Origin of the sequence: Lysinibacillus telephonicus, from assembly GCF_039654155.1 — a bacterium.
GTDB classification, from domain to species: Bacteria; Bacillota; Bacilli; order Bacillales_A; family Planococcaceae; genus Ureibacillus; species Ureibacillus telephonicus.
In genome coordinates, this window is the sequence record NZ_CP155468.1 from 551758 (window position 1) to 566541 (window position 14784).

General features: G+C 36.5%; 18 protein-coding genes and 1 riboswitch. Of the genes, 7 read left to right on the forward strand and 11 right to left on the reverse strand.

Annotated features, from left to right (window positions below):
• Nucleotides 1-78: 78 nt before the first annotated feature.
• A complete protein-coding gene (locus tag MKY04_RS02655; protein ID WP_126294352.1) occupies nt 79-711 on the reverse strand; it encodes a nitroreductase family protein in 633 nt (210 codons plus the stop codon).
• Between the two features lie 183 nt (nt 712-894).
• On the opposite strand from MKY04_RS02655, the gene MKY04_RS02660 reads away from it, so the two are divergent.
• Genes MKY04_RS02660 through MKY04_RS02675 form a run of 4 tightly spaced genes read left to right on the forward strand, consistent with a single transcriptional unit; the run spans nt 895 to nt 3514 of the window.
• Nucleotides 895-2499, forward strand: a complete 1605-nt coding sequence (locus MKY04_RS02660; RefSeq protein ID WP_346235269.1) for a M20/M25/M40 family metallo-hydrolase — start codon at nt 895-897, stop codon at nt 2497-2499.
• A 10-nt stretch (nt 2500-2509) separates the two neighbouring features.
• Nucleotides 2510-2707: a hypothetical protein gene (locus tag MKY04_RS02665; protein ID WP_246020300.1), complete on the forward strand. Its 198-nt coding sequence runs from the start codon at nt 2510-2512 to the stop codon at nt 2705-2707.
• Nucleotides 2674-3018 carry a GNAT family N-acetyltransferase gene (locus tag MKY04_RS02670; RefSeq protein WP_246020298.1) on the forward strand — a complete coding sequence of 115 codons (345 nt, stop codon included), beginning with the start codon at nt 2674-2676 and terminating at the stop codon, nt 3016-3018. The genes MKY04_RS02665 and MKY04_RS02670 overlap by 34 nt, the downstream gene beginning before the upstream one ends.
• Before the next feature lie 25 nt (nt 3019-3043).
• Nucleotides 3044-3514: an SRPBCC family protein gene (locus MKY04_RS02675; protein ID WP_126294350.1), complete on the forward strand. Its 471-nt coding sequence runs from the start codon at nt 3044-3046 to the stop codon at nt 3512-3514.
• 156 nt (nt 3515-3670) lie between these two features.
• On the opposite strand, the gene MKY04_RS02680 is transcribed toward MKY04_RS02675, so the two are convergent.
• From MKY04_RS02680 to MKY04_RS02705, 6 genes are all read right to left on the reverse strand, one after another.
• Entirely contained in the window at nt 3671-4441 is a 771-nt protein-coding gene (locus tag MKY04_RS02680; RefSeq protein WP_346235270.1) for a TatD family hydrolase, read from the reverse strand.
• Nucleotides 4438-5175 carry an ABC transporter ATP-binding protein gene (locus MKY04_RS02685; protein ID WP_126294348.1) on the reverse strand — a complete coding sequence of 246 codons (738 nt, stop codon included), beginning with the start codon at nt 5173-5175 and terminating at the stop codon, nt 4438-4440. Before MKY04_RS02685 ends, MKY04_RS02680 begins: the two co-directional genes overlap by 4 nt.
• A 1-nt stretch (nt 5176) precedes the next feature.
• Complete coding sequence (locus MKY04_RS02690; RefSeq protein WP_126294347.1) at nt 5177-5935, reverse strand: ABC transporter permease; 759 nt, start codon at nt 5933-5935, stop codon at nt 5177-5179.
• A complete protein-coding gene (locus MKY04_RS02695) occupies nt 5935-6225 on the reverse strand; it encodes a thiamine-binding protein (protein ID WP_126294346.1) in 291 nt (96 codons plus the stop codon). The genes MKY04_RS02690 and MKY04_RS02695 overlap by 1 nt, the downstream gene beginning before the upstream one ends.
• 12 nt (nt 6226-6237) lie before the next feature.
• Nucleotides 6238-7245, reverse strand: coding sequence for an ABC transporter substrate-binding protein (locus MKY04_RS02700; protein ID WP_126294345.1), 1008 nt, complete (start codon nt 7243-7245; stop codon nt 6238-6240).
• Between the two features lie 106 nt (nt 7246-7351).
• A riboswitch (TPP riboswitch) is annotated at nt 7352-7462 on the reverse strand.
• A 120-nt stretch (nt 7463-7582) separates the two neighbouring features.
• A complete protein-coding gene (locus MKY04_RS02705) occupies nt 7583-7726 on the reverse strand; it encodes a hypothetical protein (RefSeq protein ID WP_185807707.1) in 144 nt (47 codons plus the stop codon).
• Between the two features lies 1 nt (nt 7727).
• On the opposite strand from MKY04_RS02705, the gene MKY04_RS02710 reads away from it, so the two are divergent.
• A complete protein-coding gene (locus tag MKY04_RS02710; RefSeq protein WP_185807706.1) occupies nt 7728-7892 on the forward strand; it encodes a hypothetical protein in 165 nt (54 codons plus the stop codon).
• 154 nt (nt 7893-8046) lie between these two features.
• On the opposite strand, the gene MKY04_RS02715 is transcribed toward MKY04_RS02710, so the two are convergent.
• From MKY04_RS02715 to ssuC, 4 genes are read right to left on the reverse strand one after another with little or no spacing between them, the layout of a single operon-like run.
• Nucleotides 8047-8559, reverse strand: coding sequence for a thioredoxin domain-containing protein (locus MKY04_RS02715; RefSeq protein ID WP_126294344.1), 513 nt, complete (start codon nt 8557-8559; stop codon nt 8047-8049).
• 20 nt (nt 8560-8579) lie between these two features.
• Nucleotides 8580-9596: an aliphatic sulfonate ABC transporter substrate-binding protein gene (locus tag MKY04_RS02720; RefSeq protein WP_185807705.1), complete on the reverse strand. Its 1017-nt coding sequence runs from the start codon at nt 9594-9596 to the stop codon at nt 8580-8582.
• 2 nt (nt 9597-9598) lie between these two features.
• On the reverse strand, nt 9599-10294 hold the full coding sequence (locus tag MKY04_RS02725; RefSeq protein WP_126294342.1) for an ABC transporter ATP-binding protein: 696 nt from the start codon (nt 10292-10294) through the stop codon (nt 9599-9601).
• A gap of 28 nt (nt 10295-10322) precedes the next feature.
• Entirely contained in the window at nt 10323-11102 is a 780-nt protein-coding gene (ssuC, locus tag MKY04_RS02730) for an aliphatic sulfonate ABC transporter permease SsuC (protein WP_126294341.1), read from the reverse strand.
• Nucleotides 11103-11641: 539 nt separating this feature from the next.
• Here ssuC and MKY04_RS02735 point away from each other — a divergent pair.
• The gene (locus MKY04_RS02735) at nt 11642-12895 is read left to right on the forward strand and encodes a DUF5068 domain-containing protein (protein ID WP_126294340.1); all 1254 of its coding nucleotides are present in this window, start codon (nt 11642-11644) and stop codon (nt 12893-12895) included.
• A gap of 563 nt (nt 12896-13458) precedes the next feature.
• Nucleotides 13459-14775: an aspartate aminotransferase family protein gene (locus MKY04_RS02740; protein WP_126294339.1), complete on the forward strand. Its 1317-nt coding sequence runs from the start codon at nt 13459-13461 to the stop codon at nt 14773-14775.
• The last annotated feature ends 9 nt before the right edge of the window (nt 14776-14784 follow it).

Below are 14784 nucleotides of genomic sequence, written 5' to 3' on the forward strand. Positions count from 1 at the left end.
AGAAACGCTTTATTATTTTCAAAACAACTTCATCTGTTTAGTATCTAATTCTAGGGGAAGATTACCAGCCTCGTCACATCAATACCCATTAAAACTAACAAACTCTCCAACCGGTTTACGATAGCCACGGGGACGTTCTTTATCAACACTTTTTCCGATAGTAATCATCATTATCGGTTGTAAATGATTAGGGATATTGAATTCTTTTCTTAATTCCTCAATATTGTGGACATGCATCGGGCATGTATCGAAACCGAAATGCTTTGCGCTTAACATGAATAGCATGGCATGGAGTCCAGCGTTTCGATATAATTCTAAGTCCACTTCATGTGGATCTTTTTTTAATCCATCACTATATTTTTTAATCATGTCCATCGTCATATTGAATTCTACTTCATCCATCATTTTTAACATTTTCATTGGATTATAGATTCTCTCAGCTTCGGAAACCTCGAGGCTATTTTTATTGCCCATTACAATAACTACTGCACTTGCCGTATGTATTTTATATTGGCGGTAGCTTAATTCAAAAACTCGCTCTTTCTTTTCTTTATCGGTAATCACGAGATAATTCGTGAATTGTAAATTATAAGCGCTAGGTGCTAATTTTGTTAGCTCGAAGATGTTTTTAAAATCATCTTCGGTCATTTGTTCATCTTCAATGAAATTTACTGCGGAGTGACGTAATCTTACTAGATCTTCAAAATTCATACTAGCATTCTCCATTTCTATTAATAGTTGTTAAGGTAAGTAAATTTTACTATAACATTCAAGATTATCATTATGATTTGCTTCAGATGTTTTTTCAATCCTTTAAAGGGATTGCAACACCATTTGTCTAAATATTACAACAATCGAAATTAATTCACAGCAAACAGAAGGGGTGGGACATCTATGAGATGGGATACACCAGAAAAGTTAAAAATGCTATTATGTGAGCTAGTAAGCTGGGAGAGCCAAACGTTAACAAAAGGGGAACAGGAGTTTTCCAAAAAATTATATGCTAAATTTCAGCTGCTTCCGTATTTCCAAACGAACCGTGACTACTTGCAAACGGTAGATGTTGAGGGAGGCAGACAGGTCGTATCAGCGATGTATAAACATCCACAAGTAAAAAAGACAGTTGTGCTCATTAGCCATTTTGATACAGTTCAAATTGAAGAATATGGTGCGCTTATGCCGCTTGCTACATTACCAGAGGAGTTAACTCAAGCATTTAAAGAGGAGAAGGGAATGTTGAATGAGCAGGCACAGAAGGATTTAGAAACAGGGGATTACTTATTTGGGCGCGGTGTGATGGATATGAAGATGGGCCTTGCTCTCCATATGCAAGTGCTAGAGCGTGCTATCGAGGAACGATGGGAGATGAACTTGCTTCTAATTACTGTCCCGGATGAAGAGGTAAACTCAGCCGGAATGCGTAAAGCAGCGGTGCATATAGCACAGATAGCTGAAAGCTATGAGTTGGACATCTGTCTGTTTTTAAACAGTGAACCATCTTTTTCACAAGACCCGTATGATTTACAAGAATACATCTATACAGGATCAATTGGAAAAGTGATGCCAGCAGCCTTATTTTATGGTAAGGAAACACATGTGGGTGAGCCTTTAAAGGGATTAAGTGCACCTTTTATGAGTGCATTTTTAGCAACCGAAATGGAATGGAACGACGCTTTTTGTGAAACGGTTTACGGTGAACGGACGCCACTTCCGGTTGCGTTGAAACTGCAAGATTTAAAGGAACAATATTCTACACAAACACCATATCGAGCAGTGGCAATGTATAATGTCTTTTTAATGAAGCGCAGTGCAGCAGAAATTTTAGACTTGTTTGAGCAAGTTACAGCTCGTGCGATGGAGAAATGTCAGGAACGCTATGATGAAGTCTGTGCAAAAATGAATATTAACCCACTCGGTAAAATACGTACAATTCGTTATAGTGAACTACTAAGCTATGCAAAGAAAAAGCTTGGTGAACCTGCAGTTGAAAAGCTGATTGAAGAAGTAATTGCCCGTCTTGATTTAGATGAGCGTGATCAGTCATTTTTCATTGCAGATAAATTAATGATTCATTGCCAGGAGTTGGCACCGGCAGTTGTTGTGTTATTCGTACCGCCATTTTATCCTGCGGTTAATTCAAGCGATCATCCTTTAGCTAAAAAGGCAATAGAACTAGTGTTGCAGGCATCCAAGCCATATGAAATTCCGTTGCAGCAAGTTCATTATTTTAATGGCATTAGTGATTTAAGCTATTGCCAATTAAGCGAGGACAATGGGTGGCAGGCATATGAAATGAACACCCCTGTTTGGAAACGTACTTATGATATACCATTTGACCATATCGCGAAGTTCAAGGCACCTGTGTTGAATGTAGGTCCTTATGGAAAAGACGCTCATCAAATTTCAGAAAGGTTGCATATGAAGAGTGCTTTTTACGAAATGCCGGACTTAATCTATCAGTTGCTGCGTTTTGTTGATAAAGAAACTATGAACAAATGAGGGGAGCAGTATGAAAATTCATGTATTAAATGAAGCAGATGCAGAGGATTATCAAGGGCTTCGACTAAGAGCATTGCAAACTAATCCGGAAAGCTTTGGTTCTACATATGAAAGGGAAGCGGTGTTCACAACTGAAATGGTCCAAGAGGCATTCGACCGGATGAAGATAAGTTTGTGCTTGGTGCGTATAATACGGATGGTTTATTAGTTGGAGTTGTAACTTTTATACGTGAGTCCCTTTTAAAATCACAGCATAAAGGGAATATTTATGGCATGTATGTTGCACCCGAAACACGAGGTCAGGGTGTGGGGAAAGCTTTAATGTTTGAGGTTATTCAGCGCGCAAAAGAAACAGAAGGATTAGAGCAATTGATTCTGCAAGTCGTCTCTACTAACGACTCTGCAAAAATGCTTTACAAGTCTTTAGGCTTTGAAACTTACGGTGTTGAACCAAGGGCTATAAAAGATAGGGAACTGTACTTTGATGAAGATTTAATGGTGCTGTTTTTACACAATTAAAAATTTGGAAATTCTATAAAAAGGGATGATTCCTATAACTACCACATCATTTCATTATGTTACTTACATTGCAACGACACCTGAAAAACTTTGGGAAGCTTTAACGAACAGTGAATTTACTGAGAAGTATTGGTTCGGAAGAAAGATTCAATCTGATTGGAAAGAAGGATCGCTTGTTACGTTTTTTGATGAAAATGGAAACATTACGGACGATGGCACACTTATTGCTTATGAGCCCCATCAACTTCTTTCATATACATTTCTTTGGGTAGAAGATCAAACTCAACGTCAATGTTTACCTAAAGTAACCTTTAAACTTCAGCCGATGGAGTCGACAGTCAAATTGATTTTGCAACATGAAGACCTTTTGCCATCGGATTTCTTTGACGAAAGTGAAGGCTTCCAAGGGATTAATAACGGTTGGCCAGCCATTATAAGCAACTTAAAGTCTTTGTTGGAAACTGGTAAAACTTTGCCTGCCCTTACTTTTTCATAACTAAATTTAATAAGGCTGTGTAGATATTCAAATTCTACACAACCTTTTTACATATTCGAAGCTACTGTAGCATTAGCGCGCATAGCAAGAGATTCAATCACAAAACCCGATTTTGGATCTAGTTGGGGCTCCAAAAAAGCCACAATTTCACAATAATTAAATCCCATAAAACCTCTTCGTATTCTCATACAATACTCGCGCGGTTTCTTTAACTGAACGATTTTGGAGCTGGGCTATTCTATCAATAGAATGCTTCATCATCTTCGGTTCAGTCAGCTGGTTTGTAAAAGGTCCTTCAAAAGACCATGGTCCATCTGTTTCCACCATCATTAGTTCAAGCGGATACATGCGCACGAGCTGTTGAATTTCGTCCTCATACAGAACATCTGGCGTAATAGAAATAAAGTAGCCATTATTAATCATTCGCTTAACAACTACTTCATCCCCTTTAAACCAATGGAAATGAGCTTTTGTAGCGCCGTGCTTTTCAAGTAAATCACAGGCGATATGTGCATCCTCATAAACGGCATGCAACACAATCGGCTTCTTCCACGCTGCAGAAACTTGAATAAACCGCTCTAGCAATTCAATATAAGGCTGATAATCTAGCTGATTATTACTTTCCAGCTTCTTATAATAAGGCAGCCCAACCTCGCCAATTGCCACCATTTCATGAACATGCCGTTTCATCCATAAAAAAAGTGCTTCTACATCTTGAGAAGAAGGGATTTCTTGCTCCGGATGAAAACCGTACGCCGGCTTCACCCGAGCATCTTCAACCCAATAGCTTCGATTTTTAACACAAGACGCTAAATCAAACGACACAGCAATTAAAGCTTCAATTTGATGCTCAGTTAAACTCGATAAAATATAGTTTCGTTCCTTGTCATCATATTTATCAAGATGGATATGTGCATCGATCATCATTCAACAATTTCCTCCTTAATGTATTGGAAAATTTGCTGCTTTAAATCGAAAAACTCGGTTGTTTCAAGTAAGCTTTCATTTCTTGGTCTAGAAAAGGGGACAGTGATTTCTGCCTTCATAGTTGCCGGTCTCTTTGAAAGTACATAAATGCGATCAGCTAAAAATATCGCTTCTTCGATGCTATGGGTAATAAACAATACGGACTTTCGATTTTCCTCCCAAACAGAAAGAAGCCATTTTTGCATTTTAATTCGTGTAAATTCATCTAAAGCTGAAAATGGTTCGTCTAAACAGAGTAAACTTTGTTTGCTCAGTAGAGCGCGGATAAATGAAACACGTTGTCTCATCCCTCCAGATAAATCAATGGGATAAGAGTTCTCAAACTCTGCAAGTCCTACTTTCTCAAGCCATTGTTTTGCCTCTTCAACATTTGGTTTGCCTGTTAATTCTGCTGCAAGCACTACATTTTCTAATACGGTTCGCCATGGAAACAGGGAAGGCTGTTGCGGCATGTAGCTAATCAATCCTTTTTTTCCATTAATCACTTCATTATTTAATGTGATTGTGCCGTGTTCAGGTTTAATAATTCCGCCAATTAGTTGGAATAGCGTGCTTTTTCCACTGCCAGACGGTCCAAGAATAGCAACGAATTCACGGTCCCTCACATGTAAATTTATATTTTTTAAAACTGAAAGATCTCCATATGCTTTATCTAATCCATTGATTGTTAGCATCCTACACTCCCTCTTTTCTACCTTTAACCATTAGCTTTTCGACGAGTCGTATTACTCCGAACAACAAAAGGCTTAATAGCATAATAAAGAAAATAGCTGCAAATACACGGTCGATGCGGAAGGAGGATTGTGCAAGAGTCATATAAACACCAATTCCTTGTTTTGCACCAAGCCATTCAGAAATCACTGCACCCATCACACTATATGTTGCTGCTATTTTAAGTCCAGAAAAGATTGATGGAAGGGCATGGGGCATTTCTAGCTTCCAAAATATTTGATTTCTACTTGCACCAACCATCTCCATATAGTGTTTTAATTCTGGAGCGGTTTGTCTAAAACCGTCCATGCTTGCGACAACAATAGGAAAGAAACAAACTAAACTAATCACAATGAGTTTCGGCAATAGATCAAAACCAAACCATATAATAAGCAGGGGGGCTAATACAATTGTCGGGATATTTTGGGATAATATTAGCAACGGATAAAGAACTTGGTTTGCTTTTGGTAATCGATAAAGAATGATTGCAATGAAAAGACCAACACTGCATCCAATACTCAAGCCAAGTAATGTTAATTTCATTGTGGAAATTAGATGACCATAAAATTCCCAAATGCCATTGTAAATTTCCTTTATTACATCACTCGGTGCCGGCAATAGCCACATTGGTGTAGCTGTTATATAAACAAGTAGTTCCCAAAGAATGAATAAAAGAAGGAGGAACACAATTGATTTTCCTCCTCGTTGCCACATCTGCTGCATCAACGATATTTCTCCGTTAACGTGTTCATTGTAATTCCGCTAGGTTGGTATAAAATTTTTACTTGTGTAATAACATTTGGACTACCTAATTCAATCATCTTTTCATTCATTTTCTCAATGATGGATAGAAGTTCGGAAAGTTCCCCCTCCATTGTTGTCTCTAATGGATGAACCTCGTATTTCACACCAGAAGCATCAATTACTGCAATAGCAGCATCCACAAAAGGAATGACATCTTCAGGATTTTTTGTTTTAGGTATAATTTGTACACTAATTAATGAATTCGCCATTTTTTTCTCTCCTTATTCCGGTAAAAATTCATTTGTAAATGCTTTTTCCGGATCAAATTCGCCTTCTAATACACCATTTTCCTTCATCCATTCTGCATAATTTGCCCAAATCTCAAGCTTTTGCACTCCCCATCGTGGAGCATCATCTTGGTACTTATCTGCCAACCATTTTTGGCTTTCTAATACAAGCTGTTGATCCAGTTCAGGTGCTGCTGCTGATAGAATACTAGCTGCATCTTCTGGGTTTTCAATTGCATCTTGGTAGCCTTTAGAGGCTGCTGCCACAAAAGCTTTTACGGTATCAGGGTTTTCTTCAATCATTTCTTCATTCGTTGCAAGAACAGGAGTATAGTAATCAAGCTTTTCACTGTAATCGGTTAAATAAATCATGTTAATATCCTCGCCGCGAAGTTCAGCTTCAACACCTGTCCAACCATAATAAATCCATGCAAAGTCAATTCCTTGGTTCGCCATCGTAAAGAAGTCGGCATTTCCTGCATTAACGATATCAAGCTTGTTAATATCTGCATTGTCTGATTTCATTAATGTTTCTAGAACTGATTGCTCAATAGGAGATCCCCAACCTCCATAAGTTTTGCCTTCAAAATCTTTAGGAGAAGTAATATTTTTGCCCGCAGGTGAGGCAAATCCAGATGTGTTATGTTGAATTACCGCTGCAATTGAAACGATAGGTACATTTTGTGTTCGAGCAAGTGTAATGGATTCTTGATAGCTGACACCGAATTCCGCTTGGCCAGAAGCTACGAGCTGATCTGCACCTGCATCACCAGGTTGAATAATTTCAACGTCTAATCCTTGTTCTTCAAAATAGCCTTTTTCTTTTGCTACATAAAGCCCCGTATGATTTGTATTTGGTGTCCAATCTAAAACAACGGTTACTTTTTCTAATGGTTTTTCTTCTGTTTGCTCGTTTGTGTTTGTTTCAGTTTGTGATTCCTTTGATTGACAGCCAACAAGCGCTAAAACTGCAATCATCACCAGAAAGAAAAGTTTTTTCATGATGAATCCTCCATTGTAATGAATTATTCATACTCGAAGAAATAAAAAACGTCTAGGATAGTATCCCAGACGTTAAAAAACATTCATTTCAAAATGAAAAGAAAATCAAATTGAAGTCAATGTTCCCTACGCTGGTATTAACCAAATCAGGTTCAAAGGGTTAGTATCTTACGGGATACAATCTCAGCTGGCCATACCAGCTCCCCTACATTTCTTCTTGCTATGAACTTTGTATTTTATTTTAGCAATGACTATAGCACGGAGCAATCATTTTTTATTTAACATTTAAGGTAAAAAGGGGAAGGGGGATCTATCTTACTATTGGAATTAGTTGAGTTTATTCCGTAAAATGTTTTACTTCTTCCCATGCTGCATTTGGATCATCTGCCTTTTTCCATACTCGGCCAGTTGTTGTATCATATAAATAGAGCCATTCTTCATTTACAAGCAACTCGTAATTTTCACTTACAGAATCATTCATATTGATAGAACTTAGATTAGATGAAAGATCCCACCCAGCATTATTAATTGCATTAGATATTAATGAGGCGGCTACTAAAATACTAATACTTAAAATTACGATTGAGCCAATTAGAGATAATCGTTTTTTACTCTCAATTTTTATTCCTCCTTTAGGTTATGATTGAAAATCATTTATTAATACAATAACAAAATCCCACTAATTTCCAAAGTGTATATTAGACTACAAAAAAACTGAACTAATTGTGCATTAGTTCAGCTTTAAATTTAACTATCTATAAATAGTCTACTTACATATTGAATTACTCTAGCTTTTTTGAATTATAACAATTGATCGATTTCCTTTTTTAGTTGTGCTGCATCAATTTCGACTGGGTATTGGAATTCTTTATTGTTAATGAAGACAGTTGGCACCATTTTAACGTTGCGTTTAACAGCTTCTGCAACAATTTGTAAGCTTAAATCGATTGTTTCAGGTTCTTCTTTTAAGCCGTATTGTTCTGTCAGCATTTTTTTGATACTATCACTGTCGATTTCATGCCATTCGCTTTGCTTTGCGAAAAGGTCTTTCATCAAGTCATAAACACGTTCAGGCTCCTTATAATCAAAGAAACAGTTTGCAAGTGTTCCGTATAATAGCATTTCACGTGGTTTATCAAAATGCTTAATAACATATTCTACTTGGCCATTTTCAATATAAGGTTGAAGTGTTTTATCAGCAGCCTCAAAAAATGTAGCACAATAAGGGCATGCCAAGTTTAGAAAAACCTCTACTTTTACTGGAGCTCCTTTTGAACCATAGCTTAAAAAGGCATTTTCAATTACTGTTGTCATTTTTGTACCTCCCGAATTTATTATTGAACATTGCTTGGAATAATTGATTCATCAATATTCACAGCTTCCTTAATATTAATTTCTGTTTCCAATAAACCTGCGTTAAAGAATGTATCTGCTAATTGCTGCTGGCTTGAGATAATTTCATCACCGATTTTTTGAACACCAAAAGTACGGCGGTTGTTTGCTTGTTGAAGTGGTGCTGCGTCTAAACCTAATTCAGAAGATAGAATATTTGCTACTTCATCTTTGTTTTCATTTGCCCATTGATCGGCATTTTGCAATTCTTCTAGAATAATAGATACTACATCAGGTTTTTCTGTTAATAATTGGTCTGTTGCGAAGTAGAATGTACGGTTTTCCGTTAAATCAGAGCCATTCACAATTGTGCGAGTTTCTACTGTGTTTTCAACGATTGCTAAGTATGGATCCCATGAACCGTAAACATCGAATTCACCTTTTGTGAAGGCCGCTAAACCTTCAGCCGCATCCTTATAGAAAATAATCTCTACATCATCCGGTGAAATACCCGCTTTTTCTAATGCAACAAGCAATAAATAATGTTGGTTGCCGCCTTTTGTAACTCCAATTTTTTTACCTTTTAAATCTTTTACTGTTTGAATATCTGAATCTGCTTTTGCCACTAATGCAACACCTTCTGGATATGGGGCTTCAGAGGCAACATAGTTTAAAGGATGACCTCCCGCTTGCATAAATACAGCATTGCCGTCAGATGCATGACCGAAATCGATATTGTTTGTGTTTAAAGCTTCTAATAGCACTGTGCCAGTAGGGAAAACTTTCCATTCTACAGTGTAACCAGCTTCTTCAAGTGCCGCATCTAGGTTGCCATGTTCTTTTAAAATGTTAATTGTATTTCCTTTTTGGTAGCCAATTGTAATTACTTCTTTTTCCGTACTGCCAGTTGATTCATCAGTTGGTTCTTCGTTTGTAGACCCTGTACTTGATTCATTGCCGCAAGCAGCTAAAACTAATACAAATAATGCAGTAATTAAAAATAACAGCGATTTTTTCATGCTCATCCTCCTAAAATTTGATTTAATATTTTTTGCTCGTAGTAGGTGAATTTTTCATCACGTTCACGAGGTCTAGGCAAATCAATTTTTTCATCTAGCTGAATCGTTCCTTTATCGATGACAATGACGCGATCTGCAAGACGAACCGCTTCTGTTACATCGTGTGTTACGAGAAGGGAAGTAAATTCCTGCTGCTGCCAAAGTCCCTCGATTAAGTTTTGCATTTCAATTCGTGTTAACGCATCTAGAGCTCCAAGGGGCTCGTCGAAAAGCAATATATCTGGGTTGCTAGCCAATGCTCGTGCAAGAGCAATTCGTTGCTTTTGACCACCTGACAATTGATCTGGCCAATCTGTCTTTTTATCGATTAATCCAACTTTTTGCAGAGATTGCTCTGCAACTTCATTATTAATGGCTCCAAGTTCGATGTTTTTAATAATACTTTTCCAAGGAATGAGTCGATCATCCTGGAACATAATACGAATTTTCGGCTTGCTACCACTGTTGCTAGAAAAAGATAAAGTTCCTTTTGAAATCTCTTCTAGCTGTGCAATGACGCGTAATAGTGTACTTTTCCCACAGCCGCTGCGGCCAACAATTGCCGTAAAACTCCCAGGTTCAATAGAGAGGTTTATGTCATGTAGTACTTCATTATCCCCGTAGCTTTTACTTACATCCTTTAGTTCAATGTTGAACATCCTAACACCTCACTTTTATATCCAAATATTATTTTTTATGAAAAGCCGGATGCCATTTTAATAGACGATGTTCAAATAACTTTGCAATTAAATCTGATAGTTTTCCTAAAATGGCGTAAAGGACAATTGTTAATACAATAATATCCATCTGCATAAATTCACGGGCACTCGTAGCCAAAAAGCCTATGCCAGAGTCTGCACCAATTGTCTCTGCAACAATTAGGGATACCCACATAACGCCTAAAGCGTAGCGAATTCCGACTAGTATGGAAGGTAAAGCGCCGGGTAAAATAATATTCGTAAATAATTTGTTCCGCGATAAACCATAAACGCTGCCCATTTCAATTAGTTTCCGATCAACGTTTTTAATGCCATTAAAGGTATTAATATAAATTGGGAACATAACACCTAGTGCAACTAAAAAAATCTTGGCGCTTTCTCCAATACCAAACCATAAAATAACAAGTGGAATTAAAGCTAGGTGGGGAATTGTACGAATCATTTGAATCGTTGTATCTATTGTTCTTTCAAAAAAGACAACAGTTCCATTGACTAATCCAAGAATAAATCCAATGATTCCACCAATCGCAAATCCAATCAGGGCACGTTGAGTACTAATATATACATGCTCTTGTAATTCCCCAGATTTAGAAAGCTTAATTGCTGCTTCGACCACCTCTAACGGAGAGGGAAGTAGCGTGGTCGTAACGATTTTATATTGCACTAATAATTGCCATAAAATAATCGTAACAACAGGTAATATCCAAGGAACTAATCTATTATTATACCATTTTCTTCCTTTCCTCAATTTCTCACCTTCTTATATTTTTTGATATATTAGAAAATTATGTAACATATTGAATTATAATAATGCCTATAAGAATTGTAAAGATTTAAAATTATTTTATTAGATTAAGAGGAAATCATACCAACTACTTTTGAACAGGGTATAAATTTCCTTATCAACAAACCGCACTTATTTAAAGAAAATCTTGCGTTACGTAGTTATCGAACGAATTATATGATGATAATAAATATAGTGGTTTTGTATACGAGATGCTAAAGGGGAATAGCAGAAGGTGAAGGTGAAGAAAGATAACTTTCTTTTTTATAATTACTTCTAATGCCCTCCTTCCTTACTAAATCATTTTTCTAAAATAACTCAAATTTACGTAGATATTTTTGTTGGTAGTATCATTTAACGTTACTATTATAGTATAACTTTCCAATATGTACCAAAAAATAGAGTCGCTGTAGTTGTCTGTAATTTATTTCCTTCTCCTTATATTACCGAATTAAATAATGTGTTAGTATGTTACTAATTTGGAAATTGGAGGTTTGAAAATTTTGAGTAAATCATGGACATTCCTTTTGACAGCATTACTAACATCAGTAATTATTAGCGGATGTGGAAGCAACGAGAAACCAACAGAGGCTGATGAGAATGCAAATGCTACAGAGGAGAATAACGTAGAAGTTGAAGATACTAAGGAAGAAGTTGAGGAAGCAGCAACAACTGCTACTAGTACAAGTGACTTTTCAGATTTAATTAAATATATGGAAGAAGAAACAGAAGGTACAGCGAAAGTTCTTTATGAAAATAAAGAACCGCAAGTTCATGAAATGGACGGTGTAACACTGTCTTTAGATGCATATACACTTGTTGAATTAAATGATTTCCATACGGACTTTAGTATTCCTTTTAATGACCAGACAAATGGTGGTGTAATTATTGCACAGTATACAGTGAAGAACGAATTAGACAAGGATGTTTATTACACTCCTTTCCTATATCTATCTTTCACAGGTGCGGAAAAAGATTATAACAATTTTAGAGATTTGCTTCCACCTGAAGAACAATTAGTGGAAAAGTTATCACCAACAAATGATTATTTGCTTAAGGCTGGCGAGACTGTAACAGGATATTATACATATCCATTTGGTCAAGATCATTTACAAGATGCGTTAAATGTATCAACTGTAACAGTAGAAGTTCCTGCACCTCTTGCTGTAAAAGATGATTTTAGCTCAACAATTGGGAAAGACGGTCAATTTACTTTAAGCTTGAATGATGCGGGTGCTGAAAAAATTAAAGCCAATGCAGCATTTTATAATGATAAAGTTACGTTAGATGATATGGGTGAAAAGAAGATGCTGAAGGAACAGAGCGGCATCGGAAAAAGTGAACAATTGGGGGATGTTACTGTTACGTTTGACGGATACCAATTTACAGATTTCACTCCAAATGCAGTTGAAGCACCACGTTTTGAAAACTTTAAAACAGGCATTGTACTTTTAACAGTAAAGTTTAATTTAGATAATAAAGGATCTGATTCTGTCTCATTGTCATCAATGTCTTCTAAATTGACTCTTAACGACGGTACACAGTATACGCTTGGAGAAGGAATGCTGCTCGATTACAGCTATGATGATGTAATTGCTGGCGGACAATCCGGTGAACTCCTGCAAATATACTTACTAGATAAGGAACAATATGATAAGATTTGGAAAAATAAATCATTTGAAGTAGAAGTTGGACCAATTCGAAATCAAGAAGCGAAGGATATTTCTAAAGGAAAGACAGCTATTTTCGAATTTTAATTTCAGAGTGCAGACAAAGTTACAATAGTTTTCTTTGTCTGCACTATTTTAAATTCTCTATTTAATATAGCACTGACTTTTTATATTGTAGTAATGAGAGCATAATGAAGGAAACATATTACCAGAAAAAAATGGGCTTAAAGACTTTCATCGGGCTTATTTAGTAAACCCAAATTAAATTTACTACAATAGGCAGTCAATTGTTTAATGGTTAATTTTAGGTGATTGGATAATTATAAATAGCAACAGCTTGGATTGTAAGTGCCAAGCTGTTTTTTATTAGACGATTGATTGGGTGATAAATAAGGTTTAAAATGGAAAAAACTATTTTACGAAAGTGAAAATCCACTATAATATAATAATTACCAATCAACACATATATTCGAAATATATAATTTTAAATATTAATTAAATTTCGACTATTTAATTTAACCATTTTTTCTATTGCATAATTATACAATAGGTTATATATTAAATTAATGTTGGAATTATCATTTTATTAGCATCTTACTAATAATAATGAATCTTTAGTCTTTGCAACAATTAGAAAGAAGGAAAACGACATGAGTCATTGGCTTGATTTATATGAACGAATGGGTGATTTATTAGCGCCTAGTATGGCAAAAGATCATCCCAATCTTCCGATAGTAAAAGAAGAAGGCTGTTATTACTATGGTGTAGATGGTAAACAATACTTAGATTTCACATCAGGAATTGCCGTAGCGAATACTGGACATCGTCATCCGAAAGTTGTTCAAAGTATTAAAGATGCGGCCGACCAATTAGTACATGGACCATCAGGGGTAATTATGTACGAATCTATTTTGAGATTAGCAGATGAACTAGGTAAAGTATTGCCTGGTAATTTAGATTGCTTTTTCTTTGCTAACAGTGGAACTGAGGCTATTGAAGGGGCTTTAAAGCTTGCGAAGTTTGTAACTAAACGTCCTTACGTAGTATCCTTTACGGGCTGTTTCCATGGTCGATCCATGGGCGCTTTAGGTGTTACAACATCGAAAAGTAAATACCGTAAGTTCTTACAACCTTCACATTTGTCTTACCAAATTCCATATGCCGACGTAAAAGGTTGTCCAGAAGGTGTTGACCCAGAAGTTTATTGTGTTGAACAGCTTGAAAAAGATTTTAACCGTTTGTTTAAACATCAAGTAACGCCGGAGGAAGTGGCAGCGGTTATTATGGAGCCAGTTCTAGGTGAGGGTGGATACATCATTCCTCCAAAAGCATGGGTGAAGAAAGTCCGTGAAATTTGTGATGAACATGGCATTTTACTAATTTTTGATGAAGTACAAACAGGCTTTGGCCGTACAGGTGAATGGTTTGCAGCTCAATACTTTGATGTAACGCCAGACATTATGGCGATTGCAAAAGGGATTGCTTCAGGACTGCCACTTAGTGCAACGGTTGCATCAAAGGAACTTATGCAGCAATGGCCGCTTGGGATGCATGGGACTACATTTGGAGGCAACCCAATTGCTTGTTCTGTTGCATTGACAACTTTAGAGATTTTACATGAGGAAAAACTTGTAGAAAACTCTAAAGAAGTAGGAGCGTATGCTAGACAACAATTACTTCAATTAAAAGAGAAATATTCAATAATTAGTGATGTTCGTTCAGCAGGTTTGATGATCGGAATTGAAATATCAAATCCACAAACAGGCGAGCTTGATGGACAAGCAGTTATGAAAATTCTTGATTATGCACTAGAAGAAGGCGTACTGTTCTATCTTTGCGGAAATGTTGGGGAAGTTATTCGAATGATTCCACCGTTAACAGTAACGAAGCAACAAATTGATGATGGCTTGGAAATGCTTGAAAAAGCAATTCAAAGATTTTTAGCAGAACAATTATCTAAACAATAGAGGAGAAAT

Coding starts and splice junctions, on each gene's coding strand:
- MKY04_RS02655 (WP_126294352.1), bottom strand. CDS start 711: ATGAATTTTGAAGATCTAGTAAGATTACGTCACTCCGCAGTAAATTTC.
- MKY04_RS02660 (WP_346235269.1), top strand. CDS start 895: ATGAGATGGGATACACCAGAAAAGTTAAAAATGCTATTATGTGAGCTA.
- MKY04_RS02665 (WP_246020300.1), top strand. CDS start 2,510: ATGAAAATTCATGTATTAAATGAAGCAGATGCAGAGGATTATCAAGGG.
- MKY04_RS02675 (WP_126294350.1), top strand. CDS start 3,044: ATGATTCCTATAACTACCACATCATTTCATTATGTTACTTACATTGCA.
- MKY04_RS02680 (WP_346235270.1), bottom strand. CDS start 4,441: ATGATGATCGATGCACATATCCATCTTGATAAATATGATGACAAGGAA.
- MKY04_RS02685 (WP_126294348.1), bottom strand. CDS start 5,175: ATGCTAACAATCAATGGATTAGATAAAGCATATGGAGATCTTTCAGTT.
- MKY04_RS02690 (WP_126294347.1), bottom strand. CDS start 5,935: ATGCAGCAGATGTGGCAACGAGGAGGAAAATCAATTGTGTTCCTCCTT.
- MKY04_RS02695 (WP_126294346.1), bottom strand. CDS start 6,225: ATGGCGAATTCATTAATTAGTGTACAAATTATACCTAAAACAAAAAAT.
- MKY04_RS02700 (WP_126294345.1), bottom strand. CDS start 7,245: ATGAAAAAACTTTTCTTTCTGGTGATGATTGCAGTTTTAGCGCTTGTT.
- MKY04_RS02705 (WP_185807707.1), bottom strand. CDS start 7,726: ATGAATGATTCTGTAAGTGAAAATTACGAGTTGCTTGTAAATGAAGAA.
- MKY04_RS02715 (WP_126294344.1), bottom strand. CDS start 8,559: ATGACAACAGTAATTGAAAATGCCTTTTTAAGCTATGGTTCAAAAGGA.
- MKY04_RS02720 (WP_185807705.1), bottom strand. CDS start 9,596: ATGAAAAAATCGCTGTTATTTTTAATTACTGCATTATTTGTATTAGTT.
- MKY04_RS02725 (WP_126294342.1), bottom strand. CDS start 10,294: ATGTTCAACATTGAACTAAAGGATGTAAGTAAAAGCTACGGGGATAAT.
- MKY04_RS02740 (WP_126294339.1), top strand. CDS start 13,459: ATGAGTCATTGGCTTGATTTATATGAACGAATGGGTGATTTATTAGCG.